At 70.0% G+C, this 14,731-nt stretch carries 14 protein-coding genes and 1 pseudogene; 9 read left to right on the top strand and 6 right to left on the bottom strand.

Going from position 1 to position 14,731, the window contains the following annotated elements; genetic code table 11:
* The first annotated feature begins 199 nt into the window (after positions 1-199).
* The 3 genes from gpmA to ACLBV5_RS07645 all read left to right on the top strand — a co-directional run bounded on the left by gpmA (position 200) and on the right by ACLBV5_RS07645 (position 3,051).
* Positions 200-925 (top strand): 2,3-diphosphoglycerate-dependent phosphoglycerate mutase, encoded by a 726-nt coding sequence (gene gpmA / locus ACLBV5_RS07655; RefSeq protein WP_025977983.1) that lies wholly within the window; start codon positions 200-202, stop codon positions 923-925.
* Positions 922-1,551, top strand: coding sequence for a bifunctional diaminohydroxyphosphoribosylaminopyrimidine deaminase/5-amino-6-(5-phosphoribosylamino)uracil reductase RibD (locus tag ACLBV5_RS07650; RefSeq protein ID WP_447605308.1), 630 nt, complete (start codon positions 922-924; stop codon positions 1,549-1,551). Before gpmA ends, ACLBV5_RS07650 begins: the two co-directional genes overlap by 4 nt.
* A gap of 228 nt (positions 1,552-1,779) precedes the next feature.
* Positions 1,780-3,051 carry a pentapeptide repeat-containing protein gene (locus ACLBV5_RS07645; protein ID WP_227157555.1) on the top strand — a complete coding sequence of 424 codons (1,272 nt, stop codon included), beginning with the start codon at positions 1,780-1,782 and terminating at the stop codon, positions 3,049-3,051.
* Between the two features lie 69 nt (positions 3,052-3,120).
* Here the strand turns inward: ACLBV5_RS07645 and ACLBV5_RS07640 are convergent, their stop codons facing one another.
* The gene (locus tag ACLBV5_RS07640; RefSeq protein ID WP_134581839.1) at positions 3,121-3,612 is read right to left on the bottom strand and encodes an Hsp20 family protein; all 492 of its coding nucleotides are present in this window, start codon (positions 3,610-3,612) and stop codon (positions 3,121-3,123) included.
* Positions 3,613-3,878: 266 nt separating this feature from the next.
* Between ACLBV5_RS07640 and ACLBV5_RS07635 the strand changes: the two genes are divergently transcribed.
* From ACLBV5_RS07635 to ACLBV5_RS07625, 3 genes are all read left to right on the top strand, one after another.
* Positions 3,879-4,685, top strand: a complete 807-nt coding sequence (locus tag ACLBV5_RS07635) for a class I SAM-dependent methyltransferase (RefSeq protein WP_447605307.1) — start codon at positions 3,879-3,881, stop codon at positions 4,683-4,685.
* A gap of 95 nt (positions 4,686-4,780) precedes the next feature.
* Positions 4,781-5,692, top strand: a complete 912-nt coding sequence (locus ACLBV5_RS07630; RefSeq protein WP_025977988.1) for a class I SAM-dependent methyltransferase — start codon at positions 4,781-4,783, stop codon at positions 5,690-5,692.
* Complete coding sequence (locus ACLBV5_RS07625; RefSeq protein ID WP_447605306.1) at positions 5,689-6,720, top strand: alpha/beta fold hydrolase; 1,032 nt, start codon at positions 5,689-5,691, stop codon at positions 6,718-6,720. The genes ACLBV5_RS07630 and ACLBV5_RS07625 overlap by 4 nt, the downstream gene beginning before the upstream one ends.
* Before the next feature lie 4 nt (positions 6,721-6,724).
* Here the strand turns inward: ACLBV5_RS07625 and hisN are convergent, their stop codons facing one another.
* On the bottom strand, positions 6,725-7,507 hold the full coding sequence (gene hisN, locus ACLBV5_RS07620; protein ID WP_447605305.1) for a histidinol-phosphatase: 783 nt from the start codon (positions 7,505-7,507) through the stop codon (positions 6,725-6,727).
* Between the two features lie 121 nt (positions 7,508-7,628).
* A pseudogene (locus ACLBV5_RS07615) lies at positions 7,629-7,844 on the bottom strand (helix-turn-helix domain-containing protein); the annotation flags it as partial.
* Between the two features lie 170 nt (positions 7,845-8,014).
* Here ACLBV5_RS07615 and ACLBV5_RS07610 point away from each other — a divergent pair.
* Complete coding sequence (locus ACLBV5_RS07610; protein WP_025977992.1) at positions 8,015-8,272, top strand: GlsB/YeaQ/YmgE family stress response membrane protein; 258 nt, start codon at positions 8,015-8,017, stop codon at positions 8,270-8,272.
* A 69-nt stretch (positions 8,273-8,341) separates the two neighbouring features.
* On the opposite strand, the gene ACLBV5_RS07605 is transcribed toward ACLBV5_RS07610, so the two are convergent.
* Positions 8,342-8,788, bottom strand: coding sequence for a superoxide dismutase (locus ACLBV5_RS07605; RefSeq protein WP_447605304.1), 447 nt, complete (start codon positions 8,786-8,788; stop codon positions 8,342-8,344).
* Between the two features lie 130 nt (positions 8,789-8,918).
* On the opposite strand from ACLBV5_RS07605, the gene ACLBV5_RS07600 reads away from it, so the two are divergent.
* Entirely contained in the window at positions 8,919-10,583 is a 1,665-nt protein-coding gene (locus ACLBV5_RS07600; protein WP_447605303.1) for a phosphatidylglycerol lysyltransferase domain-containing protein, read from the top strand.
* Positions 10,584-10,695: 112 nt separating this feature from the next.
* Here the strand turns inward: ACLBV5_RS07600 and typA are convergent, their stop codons facing one another.
* Together typA and ACLBV5_RS07590 are read right to left on the bottom strand one after the other, a co-directional pair.
* Complete coding sequence (typA, locus tag ACLBV5_RS07595; RefSeq protein ID WP_025977995.1) at positions 10,696-12,528, bottom strand: translational GTPase TypA; 1,833 nt, start codon at positions 12,526-12,528, stop codon at positions 10,696-10,698.
* A gap of 134 nt (positions 12,529-12,662) precedes the next feature.
* On the bottom strand, positions 12,663-13,709 hold the full coding sequence (locus tag ACLBV5_RS07590; RefSeq protein ID WP_447605302.1) for a YeiH family protein: 1,047 nt from the start codon (positions 13,707-13,709) through the stop codon (positions 12,663-12,665).
* A gap of 81 nt (positions 13,710-13,790) precedes the next feature.
* Between ACLBV5_RS07590 and ACLBV5_RS07585 the strand changes: the two genes are divergently transcribed.
* Positions 13,791-14,678 carry a LysR family transcriptional regulator gene (locus ACLBV5_RS07585; protein ID WP_303692283.1) on the top strand — a complete coding sequence of 296 codons (888 nt, stop codon included), beginning with the start codon at positions 13,791-13,793 and terminating at the stop codon, positions 14,676-14,678.
* Positions 14,679-14,731 lie beyond the last annotated feature (53 nt).

The raw sequence follows: 14,731 nt of genomic DNA, 5'->3' as shown, positions 1-14,731 counted from the left end.
AGATGGTCCCGGAGGGGAGCGGGGGCTGCTATCCTGCCTTGGCCTATAGCCTTCCCCCGCTCGAGAGGCCACAACGCGCGACCCTTGTTAGGGCTGCGCTTGCGGGGCGCTTATTCGCCGATGTGCGGCGAAACCTTGACCGCGCCCGCGTCGGGGGCCTAGCGAGAACCTCAAGATACGGATGCTCCCGGAGACCTTCATGACCCGCCTGATCCTGCTGCGCCACGGCCAGAGCCAATGGAATCTGGAGAACCGCTTCACCGGATGGGTAGACGTCGACCTTACGGCCGAGGGCGAGGCCCAGGCCCGGCGCGGCGGCGAGCTGATCGCGCAGGCGGGCTTCAAGCCTGCCGTGATGTTCACCTCGGTGCTGAAGCGGGCCAAGCGCACCGGCGCCCTGGCGCTGGATTCGGCGGGGTTGAAGGATGTCCCGGTGATCGAGGACTGGCGCCTGAACGAGCGCCACTACGGCGGCCTGACCGGGCTGGACAAGGCCGAGACGGCCGCCAAGCACGGCGAGGATCAGGTCAAGGTCTGGCGCCGCAGCTATGACGTGCCGCCGCCGCCGCTGGCGCCGGGCGGCGAGTTCGATTTCGACGCCGACCCCCGCTATGTCGGCAAGGAAATCCCGGACACCGAGAGCCTGAAGACGACGCTGGACCGGGTGCAGCCCTATTGGGACGCCGAGATCGCCCCGCGCCTCAAGGCGGGCGAGGACGTGCTGATCGCCGCCCATGGCAACTCCCTGCGCGCCATCGTCAAACTGCTGTTCGCCGTGCCGGACGACAGGATCGTCGACGTCGAGATCCCGACGGGCAACCCGCTGGAGATCGATCTGGACGCGGACCTGAAGCCGGTCGCCGCCCGCTATCTGGACGAGGGGCGGGCGCAGGCCCTGCCCCCAATTGCGAGAGTGATCGCGTGAGCGGGGCGGCGGACGACGCCGTCTTCATGCGGCGGGCCATTGATCTGGCCCTGAGCCGCATGGGCGAGACCTGGCCCAATCCGGCCGTCGGCTGCGTTCTGGTCAAGGACGGGGTCGTGCTGGCCGAGGCGGCGACGGCGCCGGGCGGACGTCCGCACGCCGAGGAACAGGCCGTGCCCGAGGCGGGCGAGGCCGTGAAGGGCGCGACCGCCTATGTGACGCTGGAGCCGTGCGGCGCCCGCTCGTCGGGCCGCAAATCCTGCGCCCACTTCCTGGCCGAGGCCGGGGTCGAGCGGGTGGTGATCGCGGCGCTGGACCCGTCGCCTTTCGCCTCGGGGCGGGGGACGGAGCGGTTGCGCCAGTCGGGCCTGACGGTCGAGACCGGCCTGTTGTCGGATGAGGCCGCCGTCCTGTGCGAAGGCTTCCTGCACCGGCTGGAGACGGGGCGTCCGATGGTGCGGGTCAGCGAGGACGGCGCGGGTTTCGACGGCCGCTTCGCCGCCGCGCCGCGCGCCGATCTGACGACTGAGCTGAACCGGCTGGGCGAGGCGGGCTATACGCGCCTGTGGACGCAGGACGGCGAACTGGCCGAAGCCCTGCGCGAACAGGGGCTGCTGACGGAATAGGGGCGGAGCTCGCAGCCATCTGTTCTCTACCGTCGTCATCCTCGGGCTTGACCCGAGGATCGGGTTGTCCGGGGGCTGTCGGCGGCGTGATTGAGCGTGTCCCGGCCAGCGAGGCGGCGCCGAAGGCTCGATCCTCGGGTCAAGCCCGAGGATGACGGCGGTCCATGAAAGCGGAAAACCCTTGTTTCCGCAAAGCTTCCTTAATCCGGCGTAAGCCATAAACGGCCCATGAGCGAGGCCGTCGAACCCGTCCGCAGGAAACTGACTCAGGAAGAGGCCGACGCCGTCTGCCTGAAGCACGACCGGCTGTGGCAGGCGCGGCCGGGCGGGGCGCGGGCGGTGTTCGCCTGGATGGACCTGTCGGGCGTGTCCCTGCGCGGGCGCAATCTGGCCGACGCCGACTTCACCGCCGCCTGCCTGATCGGCTGCGACCTGACCGGGGCCAAGCTGGACAACGCCAACTTCTTCGGCGCGGACATGCAGGATGCGACCCTAGTCGACGCCAGCCTGCGCCGGGCCGATCTGCGCGGGGCCTGCCTGCGCGGCGCGGACCTGTCGGGCGCGGACCTGTTCGAGGCTGATCTGCGCGAAGGGACCATCGCCGCCAAGGACGCCAAGCTTGGTTTTCGCGTGGTCGAGGCGCGCAAGCGGACCGACACCGAGGCGCAGGGCGCCGTGCTGGCCGGCGCCAATCTGCAGCGGTCGCGCATGACCGGCGTCATCGCCGTGGCCGCCGACTTCACCGACGCCATCATGAAGGACTGCAAGCTGGTCCGGGCCAACCTGAAACAGGCCAGCTTTCGCGGGGCCGATCTGGCCGGGGCGGACCTGTCGGGAGCCGACCTGTCGGGCGCGGACCTCACCGACGCCATTCTGGTGGGGGTCAAGGCGGCCATGTGGCGGACGGACGGGGCCAATATGGACGGCGCCCTGATCGACAACCGCCCGGCGGGCGAACCGGTCAGCCAGATGCCTGCGGCCGAAATGCTGCGCGAACACGCCCAGTGGTGCGAGACGGGCGGGGCAGAGGGCCAGCCTTCGGTGTTCGACGGCGTCGATCTGCGGCCGCTGGAGAGCATTCGCGGGCTGAACCTGACGGCCCTGTCGGCCAAGGGAGCGGTCTTCTACGGCCTGGACATGGAAGGGGTGCAGCTTCAGGGGGCGCAACTGGAGGGCGCCGACCTGCGCTCGGCCAATCTGCGCCGGGCGGACCTGCGCGGCGCGCGACTGACGCGGGCGCGGCTGAATGGGGCGGACCTGCGCGAGGCCCAGCTGGGGCCGTTGATGCTGACGGCGGATCGGCTGATGCCCGCCGATCTGAGCGGGGCGAACCTGCGCGGCGCGGACCTGACGGGCGCGGACATGCGCCGGGCGGTGCTGAGCGAGGCGGACCTCAGTCGCGCCATCCTGCACGGCGCCCAGACCCGGCAGGCCGACTTCACCGGCGCCCAGACCGGCGGCGCGCGCGGGCTGGACCTGTCCGATCTGAACGCAGGTTAGCATCCGCTCCCACGAAAAAGGGGCGACGCGAACGCCGCCCCTTGAACGAGTCTGTCAGGGCCAGACGGCTCAGGCCGCCTTATTGGCCGCCTTGTCGGCCGTGTCCTCAGCCTTGCCTTCGATCAGGGTCGAGCCGGTGGCGATCTCGATGCTGCGGGGCTTGAGAGCCTCCGGCAGTTCGCGCTTCAGCTCGATGGTCAGCAGGCCGTGGGCCAGGGCCGCGCCCTTGACCACCACATAGTCGGCCAGTTGGAAGCGGCGCTCGAAATCGCGCTCCGCCAGGCCGCGATGCAGGAAGGTCCGCTGGGCGCCGTCGCTGTCGTTGGCGGCCTTCTTGCCGGTGACGGTCAGCAGGTTTTCCTTGGCCTCGATGTTCAGCTCGTCGGCCGAGAAACCGGCGACGGCGATCTCGATGCGATAGGCGTCCTCGCCGGTCGTTTCGATATTGTAGGGAGGCCAGCCGTTTTCCGGGCCGGAGCGCGCTGCGCTTTCCAACTGGCGAACCAGACGGTCGAAGCCGACGGCGGAACGGTACAGCGGCGAGAAATCATAGGTACGCATGGATCATCCTTCTGACATTCAGCAAGGTTGAGCCGCCCGGCGGTTTGGCCCCGGACGACGGAGGGTTTCAGCCCCGGCGGTCCGCATTCGGCCCCGTCAGGTCTGGAGAGCCCGAGGATCGGCGCTCTCGGACGAAGAGGTAGGAGGCCGTTTTTCGGGCGCAAGGGGCCGCGCGAAATCGCCGCTCCGCCGCATCGACGCCTTGCGGCGGCCGCGAAGCGCCGTAAGGATTTTACCTTCATCCTTCCGAAGCGACCGGAGCCTCCATGCGAACCTTCGCCTTCATCGCCCTCGCCGGGGCCGTCCTCGGTTCCCCCGTCCCCGCGCTGGCGCAAGCCGCGCCGTCCGACGCCGCGCCCCTGCCGCGACGCGAGGGCCTGTCGATGGAGATTCCGACCCTCAGCGAGGACGCCGCGCTTCAGGCGGCCGTGGCCTCGACCAGCCGCCTTGAAGCAGACCGGGCGCGCGACGGCGAGCGCCATCCGTTCGAAACCCTCACCTTCTGGGGACTGCAGCCGGGCCTGACCGTCGTGGAGATCGAGCCGGGCCGCGCCGGGTGGTGGCGCAATATCCTGGAGCCCTATGCGGCGGCCACCGGCGGGCGCTACGTCCCGGTCAACCGTCCGACCGAGGGGATGGGCGTCGCCGATGGAACCGCCGACATGGTCGTGGTGGCCCGCGCCTTCCACAACTGGTCGCGCGACGGCCGGGCCGAGCCCCATCTGGCCGCCTTCTTCAAGGCGCTGAAGCCCGGCGGCGTGCTGGCGGTGGAGCAGCATCGCGCGGTCGAGGGGCTCAACGTCGCCGACACGGCGCCCAGCGGCTATGTGCCCGAGAGCTGGGTCATCCACGCCGCCCGCCGCGCCGGTTTCGAACTGGAGGCGCGCAGCGAGCTGAACGCCAACCCGAGGGACGACCGGGACCACCCCTTCGGCGTGTGGAGCCTGAAGCCGACGCGCACCTCGGAGCGCGACGGGCGGACGCTGACGCCCGACGAGCGCGCGGGGCTGGACGCCATCGGCGAGAGCGACCGCATGACCCTGCGCTTCCGCAAGCCCTATGCGGCCGACTGAAGCCTCTTGATGACAATGCAGTGCGTGATTTTGACCCTGGCGCAGAAGCGCCTTAAGCCCCAAGCGAAGACATCTGGCGGCAAGAGGAAGCGCGCATGACAGACCGATCGACGCGGCGATCCGTCCTGGCCGGCGCCAGCGCCCTGGCTCTGGTCGCGCCCCTGTTCGGCCTGGCCGGCTGCGGCCGCAAGGAGGAGGCGCCGACGCCCGCCGCGCCCGAGGCGCCCAAGGGGCCGCCCGAAGGCTCGCTGGAATGGGCGGTCGCCGGTTCGTGGCGCACGGCGGACGACAAGGCGCGCGACGTCTGGCGCCACCCGATCGAGACGCTGCGCTTCTTCGGCCTGCAGCCGAAGATGACGGTCGTGGACTTCTGGCCCGGCAGCGGCTGGTACGCCGAGATCCTGGCCCCCTATCTGAACCGGGGCGGCGGGACGCTGTATCTGGCGGGCTTTGTCGAGGGACCGAACGCCGACCCGGCCCAGGTGGCGATCAACAATGCGCTGAAGGCCCGTATCCTGGGATCCAAGAAGCTGTACGGGCCGGTGCAGTTCACCGCCTTCGGGCCAGGCTCGGACCCGGTGGCTCCGGCGGGCACGGCCGACATGGTGCTGTTCATGCGCTATGTTCACGCCTGGATGGCGGCGGGGATCGCTGAAAAGGCCTTCGCCGACGCCTTCACGGCTCTGCGGCCGGGCGGGATCCTGGGCGTGGAGCAGCACCGGCTCCAGCCGGACGAGGATCAGGACCCGGCCGCCGCCAACGGCTATGTGCAGGAAGCCTTCGTCCGCCAGCTGGCCGAAGAGGCGGGCTTCGTCTTTGTCGAGGCGTCCGAGATCAACGCCAACCCGGCCGACACCAAGGACCATCCATTCGGGGTCGAGACCCTGCCGCCGCGCCGCCTGACGGCCCCGCTGGGCCAGCCCGCCGACCCTGAGTTCGACCGCACCAAGTACGACGCCATCGGCGAAAGCGACCGTATGACCCTGAAGTTCAGGAAGCCCGAGTGAGCCGCCCCGCCGCCTTCGCCGCCCATGCGCCGTTGATGGGCGTGCCGGGCGCCGCCTGTCCGCCGGGGGGAGAGGGCGACTGGTTCCGGGGCGCCGGAGGGCTGCGTCTGCGCGCCGCCTTCTGGACGCCGTCGAGCCTGCAGGCCAAGACGCCGCGCGGGACGGTGGTGCTGAGCCCCGGCCGCACCGAGCCGATCGAGAAATACTTCGAGTTGATCGGCAACTTCCTGGCGCGCGGCTTCTGCGTCCTGGCCCACGACTGGCGCGGGCAAGGGCTGTCAGCGCGGCTGTTGCCGGATCGGCTGCGCGGCCACGCCCGGGCGGTCGAGGAGTTCCTGGACGACTACGCCCGCCTGCTGGACGCCTATGAGGCGCGCGCGCCCAAGCCCTGGATCATGGTCGGCCATTCGATGGGCGGGTGTCTGAACCTGTTGACGCTGGAGACGGGCGAGAGCCGGTTCGGCGGCGCCCTGCTGTCCAGCCCCATGTTGCGGATCAAGACCGGCAAGCGGTCGATGTGGACGGTCAAGCTGGCGGTGCGCTGGGCGCTGCGCAACGGCAAGGCGGGCGACTATGTGCTGGACGACCCCGACGATCCCTTCGACCACACGTTTGACAACGACGCCCTGACCTCGGACCGGGCGCGCTATGATCTGTGGCGACAGCAGCTTTACGCCTGTCCGCACCTGGCGCTGGGCGGGCCGACCTGGGGCTGGCTGGCCTTCGCCCTGGACGCCGGCGAGCGGGTGTTGAAGCCCAGAGCGCTGAAAGGCGTGAAGATCCCGGTGTGCGTGGTTCAGGCGGCCGAGGACGACAAGGTGTGGAAGCAGACCAACCGCTGGGCGGCCCGGCGGCTGGGGCGCGGCCGTTACGTCGAGGTTCCCACGGCCAAGCATGAGGTGATCATGGAGGTCGACGAGCTGCGCGGGGTCTTCCTGCACGAGTTCGACGCCCTGGCCGACTATGTGGCGCCGGGGCCGCAAGCGGCCTCGACCTCTGCGGCCGCGCGGACGGACGAACCCGCCTGATCGGTCAGGCTGGGGCCAGCAGGGGCAGGGCCTGATCGGTCAAACGCGCGTCGCCGACCGCCAGCACGCGGCCGTCGGCCTCATGCGGGGGCCGGCCGCGCCAGTCGGTGAACCGGCCGCCCGCCGCCTCGACCAGCGGTTTGAGCGCCGACCAGTCCCAGACCTGAAGCTCGCTCTCGGCCACCAGGTCGATGTTTCCCACCGCGACCATGGCGTAGGCGTAGCCGTCGCAGCCCAGGCGGGCCAGACGAGCCGAGGCGCGCAGCCGGTCCCAGGCGGCCCGGTCGGCGCCGGCGAAGATTTCGGGGTCGGTGGTGGCGATCAGCGCCTGATCCAGGCGCGCGCAGGCGCGGGTCCGGAGCGGGGTCTCGATGGCGCCCTTCAGCAGGCGCGCGCCGGACGGGCCGCCGAGGAAAACTTCGCCCAGATAGGGCTGGCCGACGGCGCCGATGACCGGGGCGCCGTCCTGACGCAGGGCGATCAGGGTGGTCCACAACGGCAGGCCGGCGATGAAGGCGCGGGTGCCGTCGATCGGGTCCAGCACCCAGACGTGTTCGGCGTCGGGCCGATCCTCGCCGTACTCCTCGCCGATGACGCCGTGGTCGGGATAGCGGGCGGCGATCAGGCGGCGGATGGCGGCCTCGGCGGCGCGATCGGCTTCGGTCACGGGGTCGAAGGCGCCGGGGACGCCCTTGTCTTCCTGAGCGAAGGCGCCCCGGAAGAAGGGCAGGGCGACGCGCGCAGCCTCACGCGACAGCTCGACGGCGAAGGATTCCAGCTCGGTCATAGGGCCCCGATACACGGTCCTGGGACGCGGGGCGAGGCTGGTGGCGCCACGCTGGGGGCGAGCGTCAGGCGGCGTTGAGAGTCGGGTGCAGGGTCGAGGTCGGCAGAGCGGCGGGCTCGGCGGACAGGCCGTCGTAGAAATAGGTGACGGGGGTTTCCAGCGCTTCGGCCAATTCCCACAGGCGGGCGGCGGACAGGCGGTTGGCGCCGCATTCATATTTCTGGATCTGCTGGAAACGGACGCCCACCCGATCGCCCAACTGTTGCTGGGTCAGGCCCAGAAGACGGCGACGTCGGCGCAGGCGACGACCCAGGTGCAGATCGATCTCGGCGGCCATGACCTTCTCCCCATCTTTAGATGTTGTGCCGGTTCGGCACGTGGCGAGGGAGGTCTCGCAAAGGGCGTGCCGACTTCCCCTCAGCGGGGAAGGCGCACGACATGAGGCAACCGCCGCGGCGTACGCGCATTAACGGCCAAGGCAGACAGCCTTTTCAGGAAGGAAGAAACATGGGTGGATTTGGATTCATCGCCTGGATCATCATCGGCATCGTCGCCGGATGGCTGGCGGAGAAGATCATGAAGCGGGAACACGGCCTGCTGACCAATCTGATCGTCGGCGTGGTCGGCGCGCTGATCGGCGGGTTCCTGGCCAATAATCTTTTGGGCGTGGACGCTGCCGGCAATTGGATCGTCGGCATCTTGGTCGCCACGATCGGCGCCGTGGTGCTGCTGTTCCTGTTGGGCCTGGTGAAGCGACGGGCCTAACCGCCGGTCGCACCATCACGAACTGAGGGGCGGCCCGACGGGCCGCCCCTCTTGTCGTGCAACAGACGCTTAGTCAGGACTGTCGGTCGGCTCATCGCCAGTCTGCGCATCAGCCGGGGCGGCGTCCGGCGTGGCGTCCGGCGTCGGCTCGGCCGTATCCGAAGCAATCGGCGCGGCCGACTGGACATCCGAAGCGCTGGCGTCGACAACGATGTCAGCGCCGTCCTGGCGGATGCCGGCCAGCGGCACCGGGCGGACCTGGCCGTCGGCGGTGCGGACCGTCAGTTCCTGGCCGTTGGCGCCGTTCTGAACGCCGACCAGCTTGCCGATCTCGGAGCCGTCGCCGCTCTTGACGGTGGAGCCCGGGGTCAGGGTCAGGCTCTGGGGTTGAGCCGCGGCCGCCTCAGCGGGAGCCGGCTCGGGCGTCTGCGGCGTCGTGGCGTCCTGGGCGAAAGACGGGGCGGCGATGAACAGGGCGCCGGCGATGCCGGTCAGCAGGGCGGTCTTGCGGATCATGAGAAACTCCTGGAATGGCGAGCTCGGCGCTCGCGAAAAAATGAACCCGCGTGATCCAGGATGGTTTCGCCTGCCCTGAAATGACCTTTTACCGGCCGCAAACGGCCGATTCTTGCTCGATGGAGGGCGGTTGACCAAGTCTGGCGCAAAACACGACCCCTTGCGCATAACGCGGCGACTGGGCGGGTTGGCCTATGAGCTGACCCCGCAAATCTTCGCGGCGGCCACCTTTCTGCTGGGGGCAGTGATGCTGCTGACCGCGGTGACCCCCGCCTTTAACGAAAAACTCAGCGCGCTGGGCCGGTTCTATCCGCCGCTGCTGATCGACTTGTCGCACTTCGCCGCCAGCGTGACGGGCTTCGTCCTGCTGCTGATCTCGGCGGGGCTGTGGCGACGGCGGCGCGGCGCCTATTACGCGGCGCTGGCGTTCCTTCTGGTCGGGGCGGTCTTCTCGCTGCTGAGAGGACTGGACTGGCTCCAGGCGATCGAACTGACGTTGGCGGCGGCTCTGCTGACGCCATGCCGGGCGGCCTTCAACCGCCGGTCGCGCCTGGGCGAGCCGCTGCGGCCGGGGTGGCTGCTGATGCTGGCGGCGGCGGTGGCGGCCATGATTTGGCTGGGCTTCTTCGCCTACCGCGACACCGCCTATACGGACGAGCTGTGGTGGACCTTCCTGGTCGACAAGCAGGCGTCGGGCTTCCTGCGCGCCGGGGCGGTGCTGGCGCTGCTGACCCTGGCGGTGGCCATACGCTCGCTGACGACGGCGCCGGGCGCCCGCACCCACGGCCCCGCCGCCCCGGAAGAGATCGAACGCGCCCGGCAGGCGTTGGAGAGCGCCGAGGCGGCCGCTCCCGAGGCGGAACTGGCCCTGTTGGGCGACAAGGCTCTGCTGTTCAGTCCGTCCGGCCGCAGCTTCATCGCCTATCGCGTGCGGGGCCGCCGCTGGATCGCCATGGGCGAGCCGGCGGGCCTGGCGGCGGAACGGCTGGAACTGCTGTGGGCCTTCGCCCAGCTGGCCGACAGCTACGGCGGCGCGGCGGTCTTCTATTCGGTCGGCGAGGGGCTGCTGGCGGACCTGGCGACCCTGGGGCTGGCGGTCCGCAAGGTGGGCGAGGCCGCCGTGATCGACACCGCCCGCTTCACGACCGAGGGCAAGGGCAAGCAGAACCTGCGCACCGCCGTCAACCGCGCCGAACGCGAGGGCGCCGGTTTCGAAGTGGTCCCGCCCGGCGCGGCGCGCGGGCTGGAGCCCGAACTGCGCGCCGTGTCGGACGCCTGGCTGAGGCATCACAACGGCTCGGAAAAAACCTTTTCGCTCGGCCGGTTCGATATCGACTATCTGGACCGCCAGCCCCTGGCCCTGGTGCGCGAAAACGGCCGCATCGTCGCCTTCGCCAATCTGTTGCGCGGGGCGGGCGGCGGCGAGGTGATGATCGACCTGATGCGCTATGATCCCGACGGGCCGAACGGGGTGATGGACTATCTGTTCACGCGCACCGCGCAGTGGGCGCGCGACCAGGGGGTGGCGCGGCTGGATCTGGGCATGGCCCCTCTGTCGGGCCTTGAGGATCGGCGGACGGCCCCCGTCTTCGCCCGCGTCGGGGCCCTGGTGTTCGAGGAGGGCGGCGCCGTCTACGGCTTTCAGGGCCTGCGCGCCTACAAGGCCAAGTTCGACCCCGTCTGGCGGCCGGTATTCATCGCCGCGCCGCCCAGCACGCCCTTGCCTCTGGCCCTGTTGGACGTGGCCCTGCTGACCAGCGGCGGCTGGCGGGGGCTGTTGGGGCTGAAGCGGTAGCGCCTCCGTCATCCCGGACGCCCCGCAGGGGTGGCCCGCAGGGCGATAGGCCCAAACTAAAAAAGGCGGCCCTTGCGAGCCGCCTTTCTCATTTCGACAATGTCGACGCAGATCAGTCGGCGCGGACGCGCTTCTTGCGGAAGGAGGGGTTCAGGACCTCCTTGCGCAGGCGGATCGACTTGGGCGTGACCTCGACCAGTTCGTCTTCCTCGATATAGGCGATGGCCTGCTCCAGGCTCATCTTGCGCGGCGGGGTCAGGCGCACGGCCTCGTCCTTGCCCGAGGCGCGGACGTTGGTCAGCTGCTTGCCCTTGATCGGGTTGACGTCCAGGTCGTCGGAGCGGCTGTTCTCGCCGATGATCATGCCCTGATAGGTCTTCTCGCCGGCGCCGACGAACATGACGCCGCGGTCTTCCAGGTTCCACAGGGCGAAGGCCGCCGTGTCGCCGTCCGAGTTCGACACCAGCACGCCCTTCAGGCGGCCTTCGATGGCGCCCTTGTGCGGCTCATAGTGGGAGAAGACGCGGTTCAGCACGCCCGAGCCGCGCGTGTCGGTCAGGAACTCGCCCTGATAGCCGATCAGCGAGCGCGACGGGCACTTCAGCTGGATGCGGGTCTTGCCGGCGCCCGAGGGCCCCATGTCGGTCAGCTCGGCCTTGCGGGCCGACAGCTTCTCGATGACCACGCCCGAGAACTCGTCGTCCACGTCGATGACGACGTCTTCGATCGGCTCCATGCGCTCGCCGTTCTCGCCGGTCTGATAGACCACGCGCGGGCGGCTGATCGACAGCTCGAAGCCTTCGCGGCGCATGTTCTCGATCAGCACGCCCAGCTGCAGTTCGCCGCGGCCGGCGACTTCATAGGCGTCGGAGTCCGGCGTCTGGGTGATGCGGATGGCGACGTTGGCCTCGGCTTCCTTCAGCAGGCGGTCGCGGATGACGCGCGACTGCACCTTGTCGCCTTCGCGGCCGGCCAGGGGGCTGTCGTTCACGCCCACGGTCATCGAGATGGTCGGCGGGTCGATCGGCAGGGCGTCCAGCGGGGTGTCGACGTCCAGCGCGCACAGGGTGTCGGCCACGGTGGCCTTGGACATGCCGGCGATGGCGACGATGTCGCCCGCCTCCACGCCCTCGTCGATCGGCTGGCGCTTCAGGCCGCGGAAGGCCAGCACCTTGGTGATGCGGCCCTGTTCGATGGTCTTGCCGTCACGCGACAGGGCCTTGATGGCCATGCCGGGAACCGCCTTGCCCGAGTGGATGCGGCCGGTCAGCAGGCGGCCCAGGAAGGGGTCGCTTTCGATCAGGACGTTCAGGATCTTGAACGGCTCGTTGACGCGCGCCTGGGCCTCTGGAGCCGGGACGTGGTCGACGATCAGGTCGTACAGCGGGTGCAGGTTGTCGTTCGGCTGGGCCAGGTCCAGCGTCGCCCAGCCCGAACGGCCCGAGGCGTAGATGACCGGGAAGTCCAGCTGCTCGTCCGTGGCGCCCAGGGCGGCGAACAGGTCGAAGGTCTCGTTCAGCACGCGGTCCGGATCGGCGTGGGCGCGGTCGACCTTGTTGATGCACAGGATGGGACGCAGGCCCATCTTCAGCGCCTTGGTCAGCACGAACTTGGTCTGGGGCATGACGCCCTCTTCGGCGTCGACCAGCAGGACGCAGCCGTCCACCATGCCCAGGATGCGCTCGACCTCGCCGCCGAAGTCGGCGTGGCCGGGGGTGTCGATGATGTTGATGCGCGTCTCGCCCGCTTTGCCGTTCCACTGGATCGACGTGCATTTAGCCAGGATGGTGATGCCGCGCTCGCGCTCCTGATCGCCGGAGTCCATGACGCGCTCGGTCGTGGCCTCATTGGCGCGGAACAGGCCCGACTGGGCCAGCAGGGCGTCCACCATGGTCGTCTTGCCATGGTCGACGTGGGCGATGATAGCGACGTTACGAAGGTTCATATCGGGCTCGGGCGGACTGTGTTCGGTCACGGATAGGCCGCGCCGCTGCAAGAAGATTGCAGAAAAGGGAAGGGTTCGGGGCGCCTCTTACAGGGATGCGGGCCAAAACGCCAGTCCGGTGCGCGCTCAGCCGATCAACCCAGCGGGATGAGGGCGATCACCCCCAGCGCCAGCAGGCCGATCAGCAGGGCCGACAGGGCGGCGACGGCGGCCACGCGCGGCCCGGCCCGGACCACGGCGCGCGGGTCGACCATCAGCCCCAGCGCGGCCATGGCGATCAGCGTCAGGGCCGAGACCGAGACCTGCAGCGGCGGCAGGATCGCCGCGGGCAGCCAGCCCAGGGAGCGGGCGGCCATCAGAGCCAGGAAGACCAGGATGAACCAGGGGGCCATCTGGTGCAGCTTGGGTCCGCGCCCGCCTGCGGCCTGCCTCGATCGCATCAGGCCCAGCACCAGACAGACCGGCCCCAGCATCAGCACGCGCACCAGTTTGACCACGGCGCCCGTCTGGACCGCGGCCAGGCCGGCGGGCGCGGCGGCCGCCAGCACCTGCGGCACGGCGTAGACGGTCAGACCCGCCAGCACCCCGATGCGCGTGGCGTCATAACCCATCAGCGCGCCGACCACGGGGACCAGCAGCACCACGGCGATGCCCAGAACGGCGGTGAAGCCGATGGCGGCGGCGACATCCTGTCCCTCGGCCTCGATGACGGGGGCGACGGCGGCGATGGCCGAGTTGCCGCAGATGGCGTTGCCGCAGGCCACCAGCAGGGCCATGGCGTGCGGCAGGCCGAAGGCTCGCCCCAGCGCATAGCCGCCGAGGATGGCCAGGGCGACGACGCCGACGATGGCCAGCAGCAGCCACGGCCCCAGCGCCGCGACGGCCGCGCCCGAGACGGTGGCGCCCAGCAGCGCGACCGCAACCTCCAGCAGGGTCTTGGCGCTGAAGCTGACGCCGGGCGCCCACAGCGACGACGGCGTCCACACCAGCCGCAGGGCCGCCCCGATCAGGATGGCCAGCACCAGACCCTCGATCCACGCCTGCCCGAACAGGCGCGCCTCCAACAACTGAAGGCCGAAGGCGACGGCGCCGATGGCGGCGGACAGGGCCACGCCCGGCAGCAGGCGCAGCGGGCCGGTCAGGCGGCGAGAGGCGGCGGCGGGGTCGAGGGCGACGGTCATGCCCTCCTTATCGGCTCTGTCTTATGATCGATCCAACGCGTAGTTCTGGACTTAACAATCAATATATCTGATCAATCGCGCATGACGCTGGAACAGCTCCGCATCTTCGTCGCCGTGGCCGAGCGCCTGCATATGACCCGGGCGGCCGAGGCGCTGCATCTGACCCAGTCGGCGGTCAGCGCGGCGGTTCAGGCGCTGGAGACGCGTCACGGGACGCGGCTGTTCGACCGGGTCGGGCGGGGGCTGGCGCTGAATGCGGCGGGGACGGCGTTTCTGCCGGAAGCCAAGGCGGTGCTGGCGCGGGCCGAGGCGGCCGAGCGGCTGTTGGACGAGCTGGCGGGGATGAAGCGCGGCTCGGTGCGGCTGTTCGCCAGCCAGACCATCGCCGCCTATTGGCTGCCGCCGCGCATGGCCGCCTTCGCCCAGAGCCATCCGGGCGTGGAGCTGCATCTGTCGATCGGCAACACCCATCGGGTGGTCGAGGCTGTTCTGGGCGGCGAGGCGGAACTGGGCTTGATCGAGGGCGCCGAGGATGCGCCGCGTCTTGAGCGGACCCGCATCGGCGCCGACCGGCTGATCGTGGTGGCGGCGCCGGATCATCCGCTGGCCGGACGCGAGGCGACGCTGACGGCGGCGGACCTGAAAGCGCTGGACTGGGCCCTGCGCGAGCCGGGCTCGGGCACCCGCAGCGAGTTCGAGGCGGCCCTGCCGCGCGGCATCGCCGCGTCCGACCTGAAGACGGCGCTGGTGCTGCCGTCCAATGAAGCCATCCTGACGGCGGTGGCGGCCGGGGGCGGCGCCGGCGGCGGACTGGTCACCGCCATCTCGGAACTGGCGGCCCGGCCCCTGATCGAAGCGGGGCGGCTGGTCCGTCTGCCGCTCGACCTGCCCGAGCGGCCCTTCTATCGCCTGCGGCACCGTGAGCGCGGCGCCAGTCGAGCGGCGGAAGCGTTCGCCGCCGCCCTATAGGCCGTTCACCCTCCGTCATCCTCGGGCTTGACCCGATGAACGAGCCGTCCGCC

The sequence above is a fragment of the Brevundimonas sp. M1A4_2e genome (assembly GCF_053345555.1).
This window is presented reverse-complemented; position numbering and strand designations above follow the sequence as displayed.